General features: G+C 42.8%; 18 protein-coding genes. 3 read left to right on the top strand and 15 right to left on the bottom strand.

The features are described from left to right. From RCH62_RS02590 to RCH62_RS02570, 5 genes are all read right to left on the bottom strand, one after another. Nucleotides 1-794: amidase (locus RCH62_RS02590; protein ID WP_306474549.1), on the bottom strand; the 794-nt coding region annotated here is incomplete at its 3' end. Then, nucleotides 794-1,096, bottom strand: a complete 303-nt coding sequence (gene gatC, locus RCH62_RS02585) for an Asp-tRNA(Asn)/Glu-tRNA(Gln) amidotransferase subunit GatC (RefSeq protein WP_306474548.1) — start codon at nt 1,094-1,096, stop codon at nt 794-796. The genes RCH62_RS02590 and gatC, both read right to left, overlap by 1 nt. 136 nt (nt 1,097-1,232) lie before the next feature. Next, nucleotides 1,233-1,802 (bottom strand): cysteine hydrolase family protein, encoded by a 570-nt coding sequence (locus RCH62_RS02580; RefSeq protein WP_126404749.1) that lies wholly within the window; start codon nt 1,800-1,802, stop codon nt 1,233-1,235. Then, a complete protein-coding gene (gene codY / locus RCH62_RS02575; protein ID WP_048691732.1) occupies nt 1,802-2,590 on the bottom strand; it encodes a GTP-sensing pleiotropic transcriptional regulator CodY in 789 nt (262 codons plus the stop codon). The genes RCH62_RS02580 and codY overlap by 1 nt, the downstream gene beginning before the upstream one ends. Before the next feature lie 184 nt (nt 2,591-2,774). Further along, entirely contained in the window at nt 2,775-3,989 is a 1,215-nt protein-coding gene (locus RCH62_RS02570; protein WP_023024219.1) for a pyridoxal phosphate-dependent aminotransferase, read from the bottom strand. 212 nt (nt 3,990-4,201) lie between these two features. Between RCH62_RS02570 and RCH62_RS02565 the strand changes: the two genes are divergently transcribed. Beyond that, nucleotides 4,202-4,654, top strand: a complete 453-nt coding sequence (locus tag RCH62_RS02565) for a universal stress protein (RefSeq protein WP_306474547.1) — start codon at nt 4,202-4,204, stop codon at nt 4,652-4,654. Nucleotides 4,655-4,697: 43 nt separating this feature from the next. Here RCH62_RS02565 and RCH62_RS02560 read toward each other — a convergent pair whose 3' ends face one another. Further along, nucleotides 4,698-6,110 carry a Cof-type HAD-IIB family hydrolase gene (locus RCH62_RS02560; RefSeq protein WP_306474546.1) on the bottom strand — a complete coding sequence of 471 codons (1,413 nt, stop codon included), beginning with the start codon at nt 6,108-6,110 and terminating at the stop codon, nt 4,698-4,700. Between the two features lie 64 nt (nt 6,111-6,174). Here RCH62_RS02560 and RCH62_RS02555 point away from each other — a divergent pair, with 64 nt between their 5' ends. After that, nucleotides 6,175-7,137 carry an asparaginase gene (locus tag RCH62_RS02555; protein ID WP_306474545.1) on the top strand — a complete coding sequence of 321 codons (963 nt, stop codon included), beginning with the start codon at nt 6,175-6,177 and terminating at the stop codon, nt 7,135-7,137. Between the two features lie 360 nt (nt 7,138-7,497). On the opposite strand, the gene recG is transcribed toward RCH62_RS02555, so the two are convergent. The 6 genes from recG to manA all read right to left on the bottom strand — a co-directional run bounded on the left by recG (nt 7,498) and on the right by manA (nt 15,894). Next, entirely contained in the window at nt 7,498-9,513 is a 2,016-nt protein-coding gene (recG, locus tag RCH62_RS02550; RefSeq protein WP_306474544.1) for an ATP-dependent DNA helicase RecG, read from the bottom strand. Between the two features lie 97 nt (nt 9,514-9,610). Next, on the bottom strand, nt 9,611-10,738 hold the full coding sequence (alr, locus tag RCH62_RS02545; RefSeq protein ID WP_306474543.1) for an alanine racemase: 1,128 nt from the start codon (nt 10,736-10,738) through the stop codon (nt 9,611-9,613). Further along, the gene (acpS, locus tag RCH62_RS02540) at nt 10,728-11,090 is read right to left on the bottom strand and encodes a holo-ACP synthase (RefSeq protein WP_006595699.1); all 363 of its coding nucleotides are present in this window, start codon (nt 11,088-11,090) and stop codon (nt 10,728-10,730) included. The genes alr and acpS overlap by 11 nt, the downstream gene beginning before the upstream one ends. An 83-nt stretch (nt 11,091-11,173) precedes the next feature. After that, nucleotides 11,174-12,205, bottom strand: a complete 1,032-nt coding sequence (locus RCH62_RS02535; RefSeq protein ID WP_306474542.1) for a 3-deoxy-7-phosphoheptulonate synthase — start codon at nt 12,203-12,205, stop codon at nt 11,174-11,176. A gap of 20 nt (nt 12,206-12,225) precedes the next feature. After that, the gene (gene secA, locus RCH62_RS02530; RefSeq protein WP_306474541.1) at nt 12,226-14,745 is read right to left on the bottom strand and encodes a preprotein translocase subunit SecA; all 2,520 of its coding nucleotides are present in this window, start codon (nt 14,743-14,745) and stop codon (nt 12,226-12,228) included. A 204-nt stretch (nt 14,746-14,949) separates the two neighbouring features. Continuing rightward, a complete protein-coding gene (gene manA, locus RCH62_RS02525) occupies nt 14,950-15,894 on the bottom strand; it encodes a mannose-6-phosphate isomerase, class I (RefSeq protein ID WP_129822430.1) in 945 nt (314 codons plus the stop codon). Nucleotides 15,895-16,037: 143 nt separating this feature from the next. Between manA and queG the strand changes: the two genes are divergently transcribed. Further along, nucleotides 16,038-17,171: a tRNA epoxyqueuosine(34) reductase QueG gene (gene queG / locus RCH62_RS02520; protein ID WP_195610876.1), complete on the top strand. Its 1,134-nt coding sequence runs from the start codon at nt 16,038-16,040 to the stop codon at nt 17,169-17,171. Between the two features lie 331 nt (nt 17,172-17,502). Here queG and RCH62_RS02515 read toward each other — a convergent pair whose 3' ends face one another. The 3 genes from RCH62_RS02515 to scrK all read right to left on the bottom strand — a co-directional run bounded on the left by RCH62_RS02515 (nt 17,503) and on the right by scrK (nt 19,477). Beyond that, nucleotides 17,503-18,018: a phosphatase PAP2 family protein gene (locus RCH62_RS02515; protein WP_195612160.1), complete on the bottom strand. Its 516-nt coding sequence runs from the start codon at nt 18,016-18,018 to the stop codon at nt 17,503-17,505. A 46-nt stretch (nt 18,019-18,064) separates the two neighbouring features. After that, entirely contained in the window at nt 18,065-18,475 is a 411-nt protein-coding gene (locus tag RCH62_RS02510; protein WP_154853669.1) for a peptide deformylase, read from the bottom strand. Nucleotides 18,476-18,583: 108 nt separating this feature from the next. Then, a complete protein-coding gene (gene scrK / locus RCH62_RS02505) occupies nt 18,584-19,477 on the bottom strand; it encodes a fructokinase ScrK (protein ID WP_154853672.1) in 894 nt (297 codons plus the stop codon). Between the last annotated feature and the right edge of the window lie 115 nt (nt 19,478-19,592).

Genomic DNA, 19,592 nt, shown 5'->3' with positions numbered 1-19,592 from the left:
TATTCCTTAGGAAGGGCAATCTTCATGCCTTTAATGTCTTGACCAATCTTAGAAGCAAAGTCTGCTACACGAACAGGTGCAGAAGTCGAATCCTTGTCATCTGCACTGGCAATGACATTGAGCAATTGCGCATTTTCCTTAACGGTTGGAGCAAACGGTCCAATTTGGTCGAGTGAGCTACCAAAGGCAATGAGACCGAAACGAGAAACTGTTCCATACGTTGGTTTGAGACCGACGATTCCGTTGAAGGCAGCCGGTTGACGGATAGAACCACCGGTATCTGAACCAAGGGACAAACGGACTTGTCCTGAAGCTACAGCAATTGCTGAACCACTAGAAGATCCACCAGGCACCTTGATGTGGTCCCAAGCATTCTTGGTTGGCCCATAGTAGGAAGTCTCACCAGATCCACCCATGGCAAATTCATCCATGTTGGTCTTACCAACGACAATCATACCTTTAGCTTTGGCGTTAGCAACCGCTGTCGCATCAAAGATAGGTTCGTAGTTGTAAAGCATTTTTGAAGCTGCAGTTGTCAAGATGCCATCTGTTGAGATATTGTCTTTGACGGCGAGTGGAATCCCTGATAAGAGGTTATCTGCATCGATCCCTTTTTCATCAATGGCCTTGGCTTGTGCAAGGGCAGCTTCTTCAGCCACCGTCACAAAGGCATTGACTGCTTCTTCACGCGCCTTGATATCATCAAGTGTCACTTGGGTCAATTCGGTTGCTGAAATTTCCTTAGAGACAAGGAGGTCGTGCAACTCTTCAATGGTTTTATGGTTGAATGACATTAGGCATCTCCTCCATCTTCTAGGATAGCTGGCACCTTGATGTAGTAATTGTCTTTTTCAGGTACATTTTTAAACAAACGGTCGCGGTCAGTGCCTTTTTCAGCGATATCCGGACGCAATACGGTCTTACGATCCGCCATGGTTGTTGTTGGGGCCACACTGGTTGTGTCCACTTCTTCCAACAATTCCACCATATCAACAATCTTCGATAAGGTTGTCGCAAACTCAGCTGTCTCTTCTGGAGAGAATTTCAATTTTGAAAGATTGGCAACGTGGGTTACCTCTTCTTGCGTAATTTTCATCTTGCTTCCTTTCGTGAAATGATGATTTTTCAATACCCTCTATTTTACCATATTTTTAGTATTTATGCGGTAGTTTGGCAAGAAAATAGAGTCCGAGGAAGGGGAGGCACTAGGCCTTTCTCCTCGGACTCTAATCTTACAATTCTTCTAATTGTTCATTCACCAGTTTTGCTCCCAAAACATGTTTGAAATGATTTAAAGCAAACTGGTGATTTTCAGGAGTAAGCGACGCCACTGCAGGCGCGACCACTTCAATCTGATAGCCCAAATTATAGGCATCCACTGCTGTATGGAGGACACAAATGTCCGTTAAGACTCCCGTTAAAATAACGGTATCTACGCCACGTTCCCGGAGGCGGATATCCAAGTCCGTTCCTGAAAAAGCAGAATAATGACGCTTGTCCATCCAAAAGACGCGTGGATCCGCTTTGTGCTCCCGATAAAAATCAGCTAAGGGACCGTACAAATCCCGTCCACTAGTCCCAATAATATTATGGGGTGGGAAGAGCTTGCTTTCTGGATGAAAGGGGTCGTCTATATCATGTGCATCAATAGCAAAAAAGACATAGGCTCCTTGATCAAAGGCTAATTGGGTCACCTGGGCAATGCTCTCAGAAATGGCTTGGGCGGGAGCTCCTGCCGTTAGTTTACCTTCATCCGCTACAAAATCAACGGTGTAGTCAATCGAAATTAATGCTTTGCTCATTAGTAGTCTCTTTTCTTAATTTCTTCAAAAATATCCGGGATCAAAACTTTGAGATAAGTTCCCTTCATCCCGAGTGAACGACTTTCAATAATACCAGCTGATTCCAATTTCCGAAGCGCATTGACAATCACAGAGCGGGTAATACCAATCCGATCCGCAATCACGGAAGCAGTTAACTGCCCTTCATTTCCCTTCAATTCACTAAGGATAGCGGAAACTGCCCGCAATTCTGAATAGGACAAGGTATTGACAGCCATATTGACCGCAGTCCGGCGACGAATATTTTTCTCATCTTCCTCTCGTTGGAAGTTCAACATTTGAATCCCAACTACGGTACTAGCAATCTCAACCAAAATCAAATCATCATCCGCAAATTCCTTATCATTGCGCCAAATAATCAAAGACCCCAAACGAATCCCAGATACATGGATGGGAGCAATCGTTGTCAACCCATCAGGAAAATCAGACTTTGTCTCTACTGGAAAGATACTTAAATCGTGATCTACATCTAAATTCGCCTCTGTATCATAGACTAAACTGGCCGCTTTCGCATAATCTTCAGGTAATTTTTTATTGTCAAAAAAAGCCTCAACCCGGTCATTATTGGTTTTGTAGCGCATGAAATAACCTAGAAGAGTTCCCTTGCTATTAATAATACAAGCATTACAATGAATGATATCAGCCAGTTGACGGGCAATTGCATTATAAGGCATTTCATCTTGCAACTGTTCTTCAGAACGTTTCAAGATAGATGTAATTTTTCTCGTTTTTTCTAATAATTTAGCCATAATAAACCTCGCATGTAGTCAGCTAAAGTATATCATATAAGTGAGGGAATTTCAATCAAATTATCTGAAAATTATTTATTTTTTCTACAATTCTATTCAATTCAGAAAAATTAGCCTTATGTAACAAAATATTCGCTGGATTCATTCAAAAAAAGAAACCGCCTAATAGCGATTTCTCTTACACTTATCGTTTGTATTGTTTTAAGAAACGAGTCATCTTCTCTTGAATTTGAGCCAATTCTTCTACTCGAGGAAGGTAAACAATCCGGAAATGATCCGGCTCTTTCCAGTTGAATCCACGTCCGTGAACCAAGAGAACCTTTTCTTGTTTTAAGAAATTCAAGACAAACTGCTCATCATCATCTACCCGGTACATTTCACGATCAATCTTAGGGAAGATATAAAGACCAGCTTTTGGTTTGACAGCTGAAAGCCCTGGGATATCGTTGATGGCCTTGTAGATAAAGTTCCGTTGCTCGTAGATTCGACCACCTGGGAGCAAGAGTTCGTCCACTGACTGGTAGCCTCCCAAAGAAGTCTGAACCACTTGTTGGGCCAAGACGTTTGAACACAGACGCATATTGGAGAGCATATTGAGCCCTTCGATATAGCCCTTCACATGGTGTTTTGGTCCAGACAAGACCATCCAGCCCACACGGAAGCCCGCGATGCGGTGTGATTTGGACAAACCGTTCATGCTGACACAGAACAAATCTGGCGCGAGACTAGCAATGGCTGTGTGTTTGGCACCATCCATGACCAAGCGATCATAAATTTCATCTGCAAAGATAATCAAGCCATGTTGACGAGCAATTTCGACAATTTCCAAAAGAATCTCATCTGGATAGAGAGCTCCGGTCGGGTTATTTGGGTTAATCACGACGATAGCCTTGGTGTTTGAAGTGATTTTCGACTTGATATCATCAATATCAGGATACCACTCAGCCTCTTCATCACAAACATAGTGTACTGCATTTCCACCTGCTAGGCTGACCGCTGCTGTCCAAAGAGGATAGTCTGGCATTGGCACAAGTACTTCATCTCCATTATCCAGCAAGCCTTGCATGGACATCACAATCAACTCACTGACACCATTTCCGATATAGATATCATCAATCTCAACATTCGGAATCTTTTTCAATTGGCTATACTGCATAATGGCCTTACGGGCAGAAAAAATTCCTTTTGAATCCGAATACCCTTCACTATCCCGAGCATTCATAATCAAATCATGAATGACTTCGTCGGGAGCCGTGAACCCAAATTCAGCCGGATTTCCTGTATTTAAGCGAAGGATTTTCTCCCCGTTTGCCCGCATGCGCATCGCTTCTTCTAAGACTGGACCACGAATATCGTAAGCAACGTGCTCTAGCTTGACGGACTTATTGTATTCTTTCATGATTTTTTCCTCACTTTATCAAACTGCTTCCATTATACCACTAGTTAATCTGGAGTACAACTGAGCAACCTCTTTCATTCTCAATGAAATCCTATAGATATCTGATTTGACCTTTACTTTCTATGGTAAAAGGTTTAAAATATAATTATAGGTAACATAAATGGGTTCTTCCATTTCTTTTCACGTTTTCAAGCAGTAAAGGAGGACGGAACATGTCTCAAAAATACGAAAACATCATGGTTGCAGTTGATGGATCTCGCGAAGCTGAACTTGCTTTTGAGAAAGGGGTCAATGTTGCGTTGCGAAACGGATCTAAACTTACCCTTGCTCATGTCGTTGATACACGTGCCTTACAAAGTGTCTCTAGTTTTGATGCTGAGGTGTATGAAGGATTCCAAACAGAAGCTAATGAACTATTAGAAGGGTATATCAAGCGTGCTAAAGAAGCCGGTGTCCAAAACATTGCTTCGGTGATTGAAATGGGGAATCCAAAAGTCCTCTTAGCGACTGATATCCCTGATGCAGAGGGAGTTGATCTCATCATGGTTGGGGCAACTGGTCTAAATGCTTTTGAACGTTTACTAGTCGGGTCTTCCTCTGAATACATTCTCCGCCATGCCAAAGTCGATTTGTTAGTGGTTCGTGAGCCAGAAAAGACCTTATAAACTTTATAAAAAAACAAAAAGGTGTGAAGGAAAATGAATTTCCTCACACCTTTTTAGTTTCTTCAGATTCTACTGTTTTTTCAGAACAATGTTTTTGATAAGCTTTGATTTGCCGTTCCAGCTCTTTTTGAATGGCTGGCTCAGGTGCATACTTTTCTTCCCAGTCGTCTGGTTTTAAAATTTTATGCGTGACTTCATCAAAGTGTGCCTGACCATCTGGGAAAATTTTCCCCATATTGGCGCGGTGAACAATCTCAAAGACCTCTTCAGGATCAACCCCCATTAGAACAAAACTACCATAAGTCAGATACAGCGTATCAATCAAGGCATCAACTTGCCCCACCAAGGAGATCTCAGCTGGATGTTTGCTACGAACCTTATTAGCTGCCTCATCTAGGGCTTGATGCAAGCTTTCAATTGAACGATCAAAGGTTGCTTCGTCTTTGCTGGCAGCCCGTATAAATTCAACCAATTCTTCCTGCTTAAACATGGTTCGGTAAATAGCCTCTTGATTGTCCCAGGCCTTTGGTTCTTCCTGGGTTTGACCATCCATGAGTTGATGGAAGGCTTTGACCTTATTAAAGTGGTCATCACGACTGACAAAAAGTGACTGATCCGTGATAATACCAAAATGTTCCAGAGCTTTTTGAATTCCGTCTTTGGTATTACTGGTCGTTGTGTGCTGAGCAACTTCTTTGACCCTGCTGGTTCCATTGCCCATCGCAATCGATAAGCCAACACCCGAGAGCATCTCTAAGTCATTATCCGAATCTCCAAAGGCCATCACTTGGTCCATCGAGAAGCCAAATTCTTCTCCTACAATCCGAATCCCCTCCATTTTTGAGTTACCAGGGTTGATAACATCTGCCGCAAAGGGACTGGAACGCGTAAATTTTAAATCAGGAAAAGCTTGCTCAACTTTTTGGGTGTCTTTAGGACTAGCTAATAAGAGAACCTGATAAACTGGTCCTTGAGCAATTTGTTGCAGTTGCTTTTGGTCCTGAGGGACAACCTTGCTAACCACCTTGTTGAAGCCTTTACTAACTGCCTTCGAAAAGCCTTTTGGTACAAATCGTGCAGACCATAGAGAAATCGGACTCAGACCAAAACTCATAATGCGCGAACCCTCAACTCCATCTTCTGTTCCTAAGGCGATTTCGATGCGATGTTTCTTTGCATAGTCAATCAAGTGACGAAGATTATTCTTATCAATTGGAGAAGCAGATAAGATCTTATCCTTGGTAAAAATATACTGACCATTATAGGTGACTGCAAAATCAAAGTCATAGCGCTCGATAAAAGGACGAACAAAGAAGGGTCCTCGCCCTGTTGCCAAACCAACAAAAATTCCTTGTTCCTTTAAGGAGCGAATGGCTTTTTCGGTTGACTTTAAGACCATTCGACTATCATTGACTAAGGTACCGTCAATGTCAAAAAAGACCGCTTTTATTTCCATGATGACTGCTTTCTTTCCGTTTTATGATACAATAAATTATAACACACATTCCAAGGAGACAAACATGATTAAGAAAATTTTGGCCCTTCATACAGGAGGAACCATCTCCATGCAGGCGGATGCCTCTGGAGCTGTCGTGACCAATTCATCCAACCCCATGAACCATATTGATCTGTCACTGGCAGGGATTGAGCTTACTTCAGAAGATTTTTTTAATTTACCCAGCCCTCATGTAACTCCTCAGCACATGTTGCAACTTTATCATAAGATTCAGAAAGAGGCTTCCCAGTATGATGGGATTGTCATCACCCACGGTACCGATACTCTTGAAGAAACAGCTTACTTCTTAGATACCATGGACTTGCCAACTATTTCGGTAGTCCTGACAGGAGCCATGAGAAGCTCCAACGAATTAGGGAGTGATGGCGTCTATAACTATCTGACTGCCATCAGGGTCGCGGCTGATCCCAAATCACAAGACAAGGGTGTTTTGGTCGTGATGAATGACGAAGTCCATGCAGCCAAGTACGTGACCAAAACCCATACAACCAATGTCAGTACTTTTCAAACACCAACTCACGGTCCTCTAGGCTTGGTCATGAAAAAAGAAGTTATCTATTTTAAAACAGCTGAACCTCGTGTTCGATTTGATTTGCAAGAGATTAAGGGAGTCGTCCCCATTGTTTCCGCCTATGCTGGCATGAAGACAGACCTTCTTGATATGCTAGATGTCCGACAAATGGATGGCTTAATTATCGAAGCCTTTGGTGCAGGAAATCTTCCTAGGGAGGTTGCGGAAAAACTCTTTGAGTTTCAAGAGTCTGGCCTTCCTATTGCCTTGGTTTCCCGTTGCTTCAATGGAATTGCGGAACCCGTCTATGCTTACGATGGGGGCGGAGTCAAACTTCACGAGCACGGCATCTTCTTTGTCAAAGAGCTCAATGCAGCTAAGGCCCGGTTGAAACTATTGATTGCTCTCAATGCCGGATTAAAAGGTGATGAATTAAGAGACTATATGGAAGGTTAAAATAAGAATAGAAGGCGTGATGGTTGATCCATCCGCCTTTTGAATTTAAAAATAGCTTTGATGGACTGAGATAATGAATGACAAGATAAATTTCAACATGTTTCGCATAACTAGGACCTCTTTTCTGTTTTTTACGATTATAGGTCTACAAATTTAAAAAAAGATAAAAAGAGAGTGGGACAGAAATCGGTAATTCGTTAGAATTCGACTTCGTCGTCCCACCTCCGCACAGTTGAGTAGGACTGTAAAAGCTGATGAAATCAGCGTAGTAGAGCCCACTCAACTGCTGCGTCTTGCTCGACAATCCAAAGACAATTGAGAGGCCGGACTTTTGTCCCAGCCACTTTTTCTTATTCCTTCTTAATCTAAGTGTTCTTTCTGTTCCAAATGTAGAGACAGACAGTGCCAATCTGAATGCTCTCGCCAATTAGGAGTCGTAACCACCTGAACAGCTACCTTTCGTGCTTCCTCTAAGATTGGATAATCTTCAATGAGGCTGGCCACTTGAAATTCTGGTATACCTGATTGACGCGTTCCAAAGATTTCCCCAGAGCCTCGTAGCTTGAGGTCTTCTTCTGCCAAGACAAACCCATTGGTTGTTTCGGTCATGATTTTCATCCGACGCTTACCTGATTCTGTTTTGGGATTGGCAACTAATACTGCGTAAGACTGCTTATCACCACGTCCTACCCGACCTCTCAGCTGGTGCAATTGGCTCAAACCAAAGCGGTCTGCATCCATGATGATCATAACTGTAGCATTGGGAACATTAACTCCGACCTCGATTACAGTTGTAGAAACTAGTAAGTCAATTTCTCCCTGCTTAAAGGCCTGCATAATGGCCTCTTTTTCTTCCCCCTTCATCTTACCATGAAGGAGAGCAATACGGACACGATCCCCGAAGTAAGCAATCAATTCTTCCTCTAAGGCAATAGCGTTTTTGAGGTCCAAGGCTTCAGATTCTTCAATCAAAGGAGAAATAACATAGGCTTGGGAACCTTTTTGAATTTCTTTGACCAGCCAATCCAAAACCAAGTTTAACTGTTGGTGCTTGACCCATCGGGTGATGATTTCTTTTCGACCAGCTGGCATTTGATCGATGATGGAAACGTCCATATCTCCAAAAGCAGTGATTGCCAGGGTCCGAGGGATTGGGGTCGCTGTCATCATCAAGACATCCGGATTTTGGCCCTTTTCACGCAGGATCCGTCTTTGGGCCACACCAAAACGGTGCTGCTCATCAATAATGACCAAGCCGAGATCATGAAAATGAACCCCCTCCTGAATCAAGGCATGGGTTCCCACAACAAGGTCTACTTGCCCTGTCTGAATCAATTCCAACCGTTCTCTTCTCTCCGAAGCTTTTAAACTGCCTGTCAAAAGAAGGATTTTGAGACTAGGAAAGAGAGAGGTCAAACTTTGTAAATGTTGCTCAGCTAAGATTTCAGTCGGTACCATCAAAGCCGCTTGCTTGCCAGCTGTCACAGCAGCATACATGGCTAATCCAGCAACGACGGTTTTTCCACTTCCAACGTCCCCTTGCAAGAGACGATTCATGTGGTAAGGAGAACGCATATCTGCTAGAATTTCGCTCAGACTTCTCTCCTGGGCTTCTGTCATAGCAAAGGGAAGACTAGCTTGAAGAGCTTTTAGCTTCTTCTCATCCCAATCCAACACGATTCCCTGTCCGACAGAACGATTTTCTTCCTTCAAGACCTGCAGTTGCAATTGGAAAAAGAGCAATTCTTCAAATTTTACTCGTCTCAGAGCCTGCTTGTATTCCTCAAGATCCTTGGGAAAATGCATGGCTCTGACTGCTTGTCTGCGAGAAAGCAGATGATACTTGTCCATTAAGATTTGAGGGAGATTTTCTTCCAACAGTTGATCCAATCCAGCTTCAAAAGCCGTTTTAATGACCTTTACCAGGGCAGACTGACTCACCCCTTGAGACAAGCGATAGACCGGTTGGAGGTCATCTTCGACTTGCGCTAACAGTTTCATTCCTGTCAAGGCCCCCTTGGCTTTGTCCCATTTACCAAAGACGGCCACCGTTTGCCCCAGTTCAATCTTGTCCGCTAGATAGGGCTGGTTAAAGAAACTAACTGCTAGGACCAGCTCCCCTTGTTTAATAGTGAAGCGAAGACGGTTACGCTTGTAACCATAGTATTGGACATTGGCTGGAGTAGCGACAAGTCCAGAAACAACTGCTTTTTCTCCATCTTCCAGGTCTAAAACATTTTTTGATTTAAAATCTTCATACCGAAATGGGAAATAAAGTAAGAGATCTTCAACCGTTTCGATACCCAATTTCTTGTATTTCTCTGCTGATTTTGGTCCAATTCCTGGTAGGACAGAGAGTGGTTGGTGTAAGTTCATTCATTCCTCCTAGATAAGAAAGGAGGCTGGGACATTCGTCTTCAACCTCTTTCATCTCGAACTTTTTATGAAAGGAAGCTAGGATAAGACAAACAGCTTACTTCCCACTATCTTCCTTTGTTGGACGATAAACTCTTGGGACGCGATCGCTCAAGACACAAACAACCTCATAGTTAATCGTCCCTCTATAATCTGCTACGTCCGTTGTCGTTATAGCTAGATCACCATCCACTCCAATCAATACTACCTTAGTCCCAATCGGGTAGGTCTTCGGTAGGCGAATGGTGATTTGGTCCATGGATACGCGACCGACAATCGGGCAGAATTGCCCATCAACAAGGACATGAAAACCTTGCATATCTCTGGTCCAGCCATCTGCATAGCCAATCGGAATGGTCCCAATCCACTCTTCATCTCTAGTCTGATAGGTCGCTCCATAGCCAACTGTCTGCCCCACTTCTAGTGGCTTGACATGCACCAATTCCGTTTCCAAACTCAAAGCAGGACGGATGTCATAGGGAAGTTCTAACTCTCTTCCACTTGGATTGAGGCCATACATGACATCGCCCAGTCGGACCGCATTAAATATGGTATCAGCATGCCATAAAGTTGTTGCTGAATTGCTGGCATGAACGATTTTCGGAGTAAAGGGCAAGAGCTCCAACAAGCACTTAAATCGTTGCAATTGGTCTCGAAAATGGCGGTCATCTTTCTCATCAGCTGTTGCAAAATGAGTAAAGATCCCTTCCACTTCTGCTCCATGGTCTCTTAATAAAATCATGGCTTCTTGCAAGTCTTCTGCTGAACGGAAACCAATTCGTCCCATTCCTGAATCCACTTTTATATGAACCTTCAACCCACTCAAATCAGTCTTTTTAGCTAACAAAGCTTTCAACCACTCGAGACTAGCCACTGTATAGCGAATTCCCTCTTTGATGGCGATCGCAACGTGTTCCACTGGTGCAACACCCAAAATTAAAATCGGCTTTTCACCTGCTACTTGGCGAACTTCCAAGGCTTCATCTAGGTTGGAGACACAAAAAGCATCTACTAGTGGCAATAAACGTTCTACCACTGGCACAACCCCATGGCCGTATGCATTAGCCTTGACAACTGCAAAAGTCAAGGTCTCTTTCGGGATATGGGACTGTATTTGTTGAACATTATAGGCAATAGCCTCTACATCCACATATGCTCGCGTTGGTCTATGTAAACTAGCTTTCATTTCTTTCCTCCAAAATGACACTGGTCGAAACTAAATCGCCTGAGTGACTAATCGAAACCCAAATCTTTCCACTAAAAGGAGCTTTTGAAAAATAAGGAGCTCCTTTTTGATTGGTTAGAATTTCCAAATCCTGAAATCCTACTGGACCAATTCCTGTTCCCCAAGCCTTGGAAAAGGCTTCTTTGGCAGACCATCGACCTGCCAGGTATTCCATTTTCCGTTTTCCAGATAATTGGTCGAACCGTTCTCGTTCCGTCTCTGTCAATACCTTGGAAGCAAATCTCGGATGTCTCTGGTAGGCTTGTTCAATGGATTGGATTGATTCGATATCTATCCCATGTCCAACAATCATATCTTTTCCTCTTTAATGATTCTCTATCAGCAACTCTATTTAAGAAGGAAAGGGCTGAGAATGTTTTCTCCAGCCCTCTCCTCTTATTCAGCTACATACTGATAAATTTCTCGTACTAAGCTTTCTGTCTTTTCCCAACCCAAGCATGGGTCTGTGATCGATTGACCAAATACTTCTGGTTGATCTTGACGACCGTCCTCTAGATAAGATTCAATCATAAATCCACGGACTACATCATGGATAATTGGATTCCAGCTACGATTTGTAAGGGTTTCTCTGACAATGCGAATCTGCTCAGCAAATTTTTTCCCTGAATTATCATGATTGGTATCAACCAGGATAAATGGATGTTGCAAGCCCAAGGCTTGGTAACGATGAGCAGCTTCTAGCAAATCTTCATAGTGGTAGTTTGGAATGTTTTTCCCATTCGCGTCTAAAGCTCCACGCAGAATAGCGTGTCCGAATGGATTTCCACTTGTCTCCACAGAACGACCATTATAGAAGAAATGATGCCCATGCTGTGCAGCATAAATCGCATTAAACATGACAGACAGATTTCCAGATGTCGGATTTTTCAATCCAGTTGGTACTGAAATTCCACTCGCTACAAATCGATGGCCTTGATCTTCTACAGAACGTGCCCCAATAGCAACATAGGAAAGTAAATCCTCAACAAATGGGTAGGTCTCTGGATACAACAATTCGTCTGCTGTTGTCAATCCGGTTTCTGTAATCACTCGATGATGCAAGCGACGAACAGCCTTTAAACCAGCTACAAAACTTGGTTTTGAAGCAGTATCGGGCTGATGCATCAAGCCTTTATAGCCATCACCATTGGTCCGAGGTTTAGCAGTATAGACCCGCATCACAATGAAGACCCGATCTTTGACTTCTTCTTGAAGGGCTGCAAGTCGACGAGCATATTCCATCACCGCTTCCTCATTATCTGATGAACATGGTCCCATCACAAGCAAGATCCGCTTGTCTTCCCCCTTTAAAATAGAGGCTAGTTCACGATCACGCGCTTCTTTGCGAGCCAAATGTTCCCCTTCTAAGCGATAAAGAGAAGTCACCGTTGTTTCATCAATGATTGGGCTAGTAGCTGAAAAAGACATAGGCAAATCCTTTCATACGATTAGAGTTTTTTACCGTGACAGTTTTTAAATTTCTTACCAGATCCACATGGACAAATGTCATTGCGTTTGATTTGACTCAAATCAAGATCTTCTGGTAAATCAGTTTTTTGAGCGGCAATGTTGCGAGTCGCTGTCGTTGAAATACTGTGTTCTGTACGTGGACGCTCTTGTTCATGAATTTGAGCTTTCATCATCAAACGAGTCACATCAAACTCGATAGAGCCAATCATATCGTTGAACATACGGAATCCTTCAGATTGGTATTCAACTACAGGATTGTTTTGTGCATAGCCACGAAGACCGACAGCATTACGCAATTGATCTAAGGCATCGATGTGATCTGTCCATTTACTATCCACAACACGAAGAATCAAGACTTTTTGGAATTCTCTGACTGCTTCTTCATCACGTAATTTCGCTACTTGGTTTGCATAAACCTCTTCAGCACGTTTGTACAAGTAATCAATCACATCTTTATCAGATTTGCCTTCAATATCGCTCTCTGAAATCGTATCTTCAGGGACCAAATTGTATTTGGCAAAGTTCAGAATAGCTTCGATTCGTTCTTCCTTGCTTGAGTGGCTAGCTCCTTCGACAATCCGTTTAATGGTTCGTTTAATCATGGCCTTGATTTCTGGCGCCAAATCACGATCCGCAGTAATCACATCATAGCGTTGAGAGTAGATAATCTCGCGTTGCTCCCGCATGACATCATCATACTGAAGGACTTGCTTACGAGTGTCATAGTTGTTCCCTTCCACTCGTTTTTGCGCTGCTTCAACTTGGCGTGTAAACATGTTGGATCGGATAACAGATTCTTCTTCGCTTAGTTTGAAGCGGTCTAGCAAGGCTTTGATGCGCTCTGAACCGAAACGACGCATCAACTCATCTTCAAGAGAAAGGTAGAATTGAGATTCACCTGGGTCTCCTTGACGTCCAGAACGTCCACGCAGCTGGTTATCAATCCGTCGGCTTTCATGACGCTCTGTACCAATGACACATAGTCCGCCCAATTCACGAACTCCTTCACCGAGCTTGATATCGGTACCACGTCCGGCCATGTTGGTCGCGATGGTAACGGCACCACGTTGACCAGCATTCATGATGATTTGCGCTTCTTTGTAGTGGTTTTTCGCATTCAGAACTTCGTGGGGAACACCTGCTTCGACCAAGAGACGAGATAAATAGTCACTGGTTTCAACGGCAACGGTACCTACCAAGACTGGTTGCCCTTTTTCGTAACGTGCTTTTACATCTTCTACTACAGCCTTAAACTTAGATTTCAAGCTTGGGTAGAGAAGATCTGGATGGTCAATACGAGCAATCGGACGGTTTGTTGGAATTGGAATGACGCGAATATTGTAGATTTCACGGAATTCTTCTTCTTCTGTTTTACCAGTACCTGTCATCCCTGAAAGTTTCTTGTACATCCGGAACAAGTTTTGGTAAGTAATAGAAGCTGATGTTTTGGTTTCTTCTTGGACTGGCACACCTTCTTTAGCCTCAATCGCTTGGTGCAAGCCGTCAGAATAACGACGACCTTCCATGGTACGACCTGTAAATTGGTCGACGATCAAGATTTCTTGATCTTCACTGACTACATAGTCGATATCCAAAATCATGATGTAGTTAGCACGGAGGGCATTGTCGATGTAGTGCGTTAAGGCAACATTTTCAATGTCGTACAAGTTTTCAAGATTAAAGTAACTTTCAGCCTTATCAATCCCAGAATCTGACAAACCAATCGTTTTTGAAGGGACATCAATAATATAGTCTTCTTTTTCCAAAGATTTTACATAGGTATCCGCCATGTGATAGAGTTGACTAGTTTCTGTAGAAGTCTGACCTGAAACAATCAATGGCGTACGGGCTTCATCAATTAAGATGGAGTCTACCTCATCGACCAAGGCATAATTCAAAGGACGTTGTACCATATTTTCGGCACGAACAACCATGTTGTCACGCAAGTAGTCAAAACCGATTTCCGCGTTGGTTGAATAAGTGATGTCACAAGCATAAGCTTCTTGTTTTTCAGACGGTGATTTTGCAGCTAAATTGATCCCTACTGACAAACCAAGCCATGAGTACAACTCACCCATCTCAGTCGCATCACGTTCTGTCAGGTATTCATTGACAGTGACAACGTGAACTCCTTGGCCAGATAGGGCATTCAAATACACCGGCATGGTCGCAGTCAAGGTTTTCCCTTCCCCTGTACGCATTTCTGGAACGTCACCGTGGTGAAGAACAATACCCCCCATGACCTGTACTTTATAAGGGAACAAGCCCAAAACACGCTTAGCACCCTCACGAACTACTGCAAAAGCTTCGTAGAGAAGATCATCCAAAGATTCACCATCTTGGTAACGCTGTTTGAACTCTTCCGTTTTCGCTTTCAGTTCATCATCTGACAAGGCAGCCATTTGATCTTCATAAGAAAAGACCTTGTCTGCCATCTTTTCCAATCGTCTTAATTCACCTTTATCATTTTCGATAATTGTCTTTAATAAATTAGCCATTAGTATCCTTACTTTTCAATTTTTTAAAATTTTAAACGTTCTTTTTATTATAGCACACTGTAGCTTATCCATCAAGAAATTCCATTGATTAGGATATGGTTTTCCTCTCTTTTTCCCTCAGCAATCTTCCATTCCCCCATCTAGCAGAAAATTCCTTAAAACAACAAAAGGCTGAGCACATGATGACTCAACCTTCTTTCTTCTTTATGGATGACTAACAATTAATTCCATCTCTTCTCCTGACAAGGTCCAATTCTGGATATCACTCGTTAAGATAAAGTGGTCCCCTTTTCCAATCGGATAATTCTCCCCATCTACTTGAAGACTTCCTTGCCCTGAGAGAACGCTCACCAAGCTATAATCATGGGTCTTTTCAAATCGAACTTCCCCATTAACTACCCACTTGTGAACACCAAAGAAGTCATTTGCCACTAACAAAGTCGATGACAAGTGATCAACTTTTTCCTCAACTGGTCGGCTATTTGCCGGAGCACCTAAGTTCAGTACATCAATGGACTGTTCAATATGCAACTCACGTAGATTCCCTTGATCGTCTTTACGATCAAAGTCGTAAACTCGATAGGTCGTGTCGCTCGATTGCTGGGTTTCTAAAATCAAGATACCTGAACCGATCGCATGCATGGTTCCACTTGGTACATAGAAGAAATCTCCCGCTTTCACAGGAACCCGTGCTAAAAGATCATCCCATTCTTTGACTTCGATCATTTGGCGCAATTCTTCCTTGGACTGGGCGTGATGACCATAGATAATCTCTGCCCCCTCATCAGCAGCAATAATATACCAGCATTCGGTTTTTCCAAGTTCTCCTTCATGCTCCATTCCATAGGCATCATCTGGGTGAACCTGAACACTGAGCCAGTCATTTGCATCTAGAATCTTTGTCAACAAAGGAAAAACCGGTTCTGTTCGATCTCCAAATAATTCGCGATGCTCTGCATATAGTTGGTCTAAGCCCATTCCAGCATAAGGTCCATTCTTAACAACAGAAACACCATGTGGATGGGCCGAAATAGCCCAGTATTCACCAACATGATCGCTCGGGATTTCATAGCCAAACTCATCTCGTAATCTAGTTCCACCCCAAATCTTTTCCTGCATGACGGATTGTAAAAATAACGGTTGTGACATACCTGCCTCCATATATCCTTGTATTCAATACCTTATTATACCAAATTCTACTCATTTTTGAAAGCCATGCCAAGCTGTTTAGACCCTTTTTAATTTTTTGCACGTTTTTCGCATTTTTACCAGCTTTCCGCTATAATAGGTATATGAACCTCAAAGAATCTATTATTGAATTGGCTCACTCCATTGGTATTTCAAAAATTGGCTTTACCACGGCAGATGATTTTTCCTATTTAGAAAAATCCCTCCGCCTAGCTGTGGAAGAAGGCCGAAATTCTGGTTTTGAGCACAAAAATATTGAAGAACGAATCCAACCACGCTTAAGTTTAGCTTCTGCTAAAACGATTATCTCCATTGCCGTTGCCTATCCTCACAAGTTAAAACAACAACCTCAGAAGACAGCCTATAAACGCGGAAAATTCACCCCCAATAGCTGGGGCCTTGATTATCACTATGTCTTGCAGGATAAATTAGACCGCCTAGCACGAGGGATTGAAGAATTAACCGCCGACTTCGAATACAAGGGCATGGTGGATACCGGTGCCTTAGTGGATACCGCGGTTGCTCAACGAGCAGGGATTGGCTTTATCGGAAAGAACGGCCTCGTCATCTCAAAAGAATACGGTTCTTATATGTTTTTAGGTGAACTCATCACCAACCTAGAGATTGCACCCGATCAAGCCGTTGACTATGGTTGCGGAGATTGTAACCGCTGTGTAGAGGCCTGCCCGACTTCTTGTTTAATCGGAGATGGCTCTATGAATGCCCGACGTTGCCTATCCTTTCAGACCCAAGACAAGGGAATGATGGATCTGGAATTCCGTAAAAAGATTAAAACGGTCATCTACGGTTGTGATATCTGTCAAATCTGTTGCCCCTACAATCGTAGTCTGGACAATCCGCTAGCCACTGATATCGATCCTGAACTAGCGCACCCAGAATTGATCCCCTTTATCGAGTTATCCAATGGACAATTCAAAGAAAAATTTGGAATGGTCGCTGGCAGTTGGCGGGGAAAAAATATTCTCCAGCGCAATGCCATCATTGCTTTGGCCAATGCTAACGACCGATCTGCTATTCCTAAACTGTTAGAAATCATCGAAACCTCGCAAAACCAGATCCATATTGCAACAGCCATTTGGTCACTGGGGGAGCTGATTCGAGAAGTCACACCTGACTTGGTCGATTTATTAACTTCCCTCAAAAACCCAAGTCCTGCGATTATAGAAGAACGCGAACGGTTCTTCCAAAAATTCCAACACCAAATCTCACATAATTAAAAACTGCCTAACAAACTTAGGAAGTTTTGAATGTAGACAAACTATTTTTTTACATAAAACAGCTAGTTACTCTTCTTAAATGACTTATTTTGCCATTTAAGAAGAGTAAAAACTTTCCGCTGTGAGAAAAGTGCCTGAAACACTATAGTTTCAGGCACTCGGGAGTTTTGAGACCTTAGGCTCAAAACTAAGTCATGGAACTTCTTCGAAATTCGCTGACGTCCGCACTCACCTAAGGAAAGTTTTTTCGGAAGACTTTATCTTCAATCTGAACTGCCTAACTAAGTTAGGCAGTTTTTAATCATTTCTTACTTCTCTCATCCAACCTCTATCAGAAAATTCCTAATAGAGAAAAACTGACGATTCCCCATAGGAGTGCAACGACAAATCCGACTACGACATCGCGGACAAAATGGAGTCCCGCCAGAACACGAACGCCTGCCAATAACAGAGCTAAGAAGAGACCTATGCTCGATAGAAGAGGATTCACTCCCCAGGCTACTGTCGAAATGATTACCGCCGAAAAGACATGACGACTAGGCATCGAGCTCCCCTTTCCTTCTCTGTCTAATAAAGGAGGAAGCATCCCAATCTCGTAGGGACGGGGCCAATTGATTGCTTTTCGAATGACACTCAATAAAATAAAGCCAGATGCCGGAACCAACAGATAGGCAAGAACAACCCAAATCTCGGAAGCCTTCAAATAGGCTGCCCAAAGAACATAAAAATAAAGGAGTGGCATCAGTAGGGTGACGAGGCGGTTGACCCACCTTAATAAAGAAAGATAAGGGGGATGGGACACCAAAAATGGTCTAACCCGTTCATAGAACAAATATTCTTTTTCCATATGTAATTTCTTTTTCAATAGATTGATTAGCAGTCAGAAGGTCCAACTAGATCAAAATACCTTCTAGGTGATCCAGCTCATGCTGGCAAATCTGGGCCGCAAAACCTTCTAAGTTTATGAGCTGAGGTTTCCAATTGATGTCGTAGTAGGAGACTTGAATCTTTTCAAAGCGGCTCGTTTTTCGGCTCCCTGCCAAAGAAAGGCACCCCTCTTCTGTCTCATAAGCTCCTTCTTTCTTAACTAGAACAGGGTTAAAGAGAACCAAGGGCATCACGCCAAATTGGATAATAATCACTCGTTTGCGTACACCAATCATATTAGCAGCCATGCCAACACAGGAATCTTGGTGAGCTCGTAAGGTATCTTGTAAATCTTGCGCCAAATACAAATCCTCTTTAGCCGCTTCTTCAGATACTTGACTCAAAAAGAAGGGATCCTTCATAATGGCTTTTTCCATCATTTCTCCTTTCTTGCTTAAAAAAGAGAAGGTTATTCATCCATCTTCCCGACGAAGAACTCCCTCCCCTAGCATTTTGATACAGTATGTTATTTCAGCCTTAACTGATTAGTCTTTTTTACTGACTTGTTTTGCTAAGACAAAGTTACCCAAGGTTGCTGAACCATTTCCAGCCACCGCAGGAGTCACGATGTAGTCTCGAACATCTGGAACTGGTAAGTAGCCGTTCAATAATACTGTGAATTTTTCACGAACGCGATCCAGCATGTGCTGTTGTGCCATCACTCCTCCACCAAATACAATCACATCTGGACGGAAGGTTACAGTCGCATTGACAGCGGCTTGGGCAATATAGTAGGCTTGGATATCCCATACAGTGCTATTGAGTTCGATATTTTCCCCACGAATACCGGTACGAGCTTCCAAGCTTGGACCAGCCGCAAGACCTTCTAAACAGCCTCTGTGGAATGGACAAACCCCATTAAATTCTTTTTCAACATCCATTGGGTGTTTGGCAACATAGTAATGGCCCATCTCAGGATGTCCTACTCCACCAATGAATTCACCACGCTGGATGACACCAGCCCCAATTCCTGTACCAATTGTGTAGTAGACTAGGTTTTCAATCCGCGCACCCGCATTATTACGAGCGACGACCTCACCATAAGCTGAGCTATTTACGTCAGTTGTGAAGTAAATCGGTACATTTAATGCCCGACGGAAAGCACCTACCACATCAATATTGGCCCAATGTGGTTTTGGAGTTGTTGTAATAAAACCATATGTTTTTGAATTTTTATCAATATCAATCGGTCCAAATGAACCAATCGCTAAACCTGCAAGATTTTCAAACTTAGAGAAAAACTCAATACATTTATCAAGGGTTTCAATAGGGGTCGTTGTCGGAAACTGTGTTTTCTCAATGACGTTATAATTTTCGTCACCTACAGCACAAACAAACTTTGTTCCACCTGCTTCAAGACTTCCATATAATTTAGTCATATCAAACCTCTTCTTCAATTCTCTTTTTTTCTATTATATCATAAAGGAAAACGGTTCACTTCTATTCCTTATAGAAAAAACTACTCTTATTTATGTTTAAACATCAGGTGAGCAA

The organism is Streptococcus sp. (assembly GCF_030825805.1).
Classification (GTDB): domain Bacteria; phylum Bacillota; class Bacilli; order Lactobacillales; family Streptococcaceae; genus Streptococcus.
This window is presented reverse-complemented; position numbering and strand designations above follow the sequence as displayed.

Coding starts and splice junctions, on each gene's coding strand:
- RCH62_RS02580 (WP_126404749.1), bottom strand. CDS start 1,802: ATGAGCAAAGCATTAATTTCGATTGACTACACCGTTGATTTTGTAGCG.
- queG (WP_195610876.1), top strand. CDS start 16,038: ATGAACCTCAAAGAATCTATTATTGAATTGGCTCACTCCATTGGTATT.
- alr (WP_306474543.1), bottom strand. CDS start 10,738: ATGAAAGCTAGTTTACATAGACCAACGCGAGCATATGTGGATGTAGAG.
- RCH62_RS02535 (WP_306474542.1), bottom strand. CDS start 12,205: ATGTCTTTTTCAGCTACTAGCCCAATCATTGATGAAACAACGGTGACT.
- scrK (WP_154853672.1), bottom strand. CDS start 19,477: ATGACTAAATTATATGGAAGTCTTGAAGCAGGTGGAACAAAGTTTGTT.
- recG (WP_306474544.1), bottom strand. CDS start 9,513: ATGAACTTACACCAACCACTCTCTGTCCTACCAGGAATTGGACCAAAA.
- RCH62_RS02510 (WP_154853669.1), bottom strand. CDS start 18,475: ATGGAAAAAGCCATTATGAAGGATCCCTTCTTTTTGAGTCAAGTATCT.
- RCH62_RS02555 (WP_306474545.1), top strand. CDS start 6,175: ATGATTAAGAAAATTTTGGCCCTTCATACAGGAGGAACCATCTCCATG.
- RCH62_RS02570 (WP_023024219.1), bottom strand. CDS start 3,989: ATGAAAGAATACAATAAGTCCGTCAAGCTAGAGCACGTTGCTTACGAT.
- codY (WP_048691732.1), bottom strand. CDS start 2,590: ATGGCTAAATTATTAGAAAAAACGAGAAAAATTACATCTATCTTGAAA.
- acpS (WP_006595699.1), bottom strand. CDS start 11,090: ATGATTGTTGGACATGGGATAGATATCGAATCAATCCAATCCATTGAA.
- secA (WP_306474541.1), bottom strand. CDS start 14,745: ATGGCTAATTTATTAAAGACAATTATCGAAAATGATAAAGGTGAATTA.
- RCH62_RS02565 (WP_306474547.1), top strand. CDS start 4,202: ATGTCTCAAAAATACGAAAACATCATGGTTGCAGTTGATGGATCTCGC.
- manA (WP_129822430.1), bottom strand. CDS start 15,894: ATGTCACAACCGTTATTTTTACAATCCGTCATGCAGGAAAAGATTTGG.
- gatC (WP_306474548.1), bottom strand. CDS start 1,096: ATGAAAATTACGCAAGAAGAGGTAACCCACGTTGCCAATCTTTCAAAA.
- RCH62_RS02560 (WP_306474546.1), bottom strand. CDS start 6,110: ATGGAAATAAAAGCGGTCTTTTTTGACATTGACGGTACCTTAGTCAAT.
- RCH62_RS02515 (WP_195612160.1), bottom strand. CDS start 18,018: ATGGAAAAAGAATATTTGTTCTATGAACGGGTTAGACCATTTTTGGTG.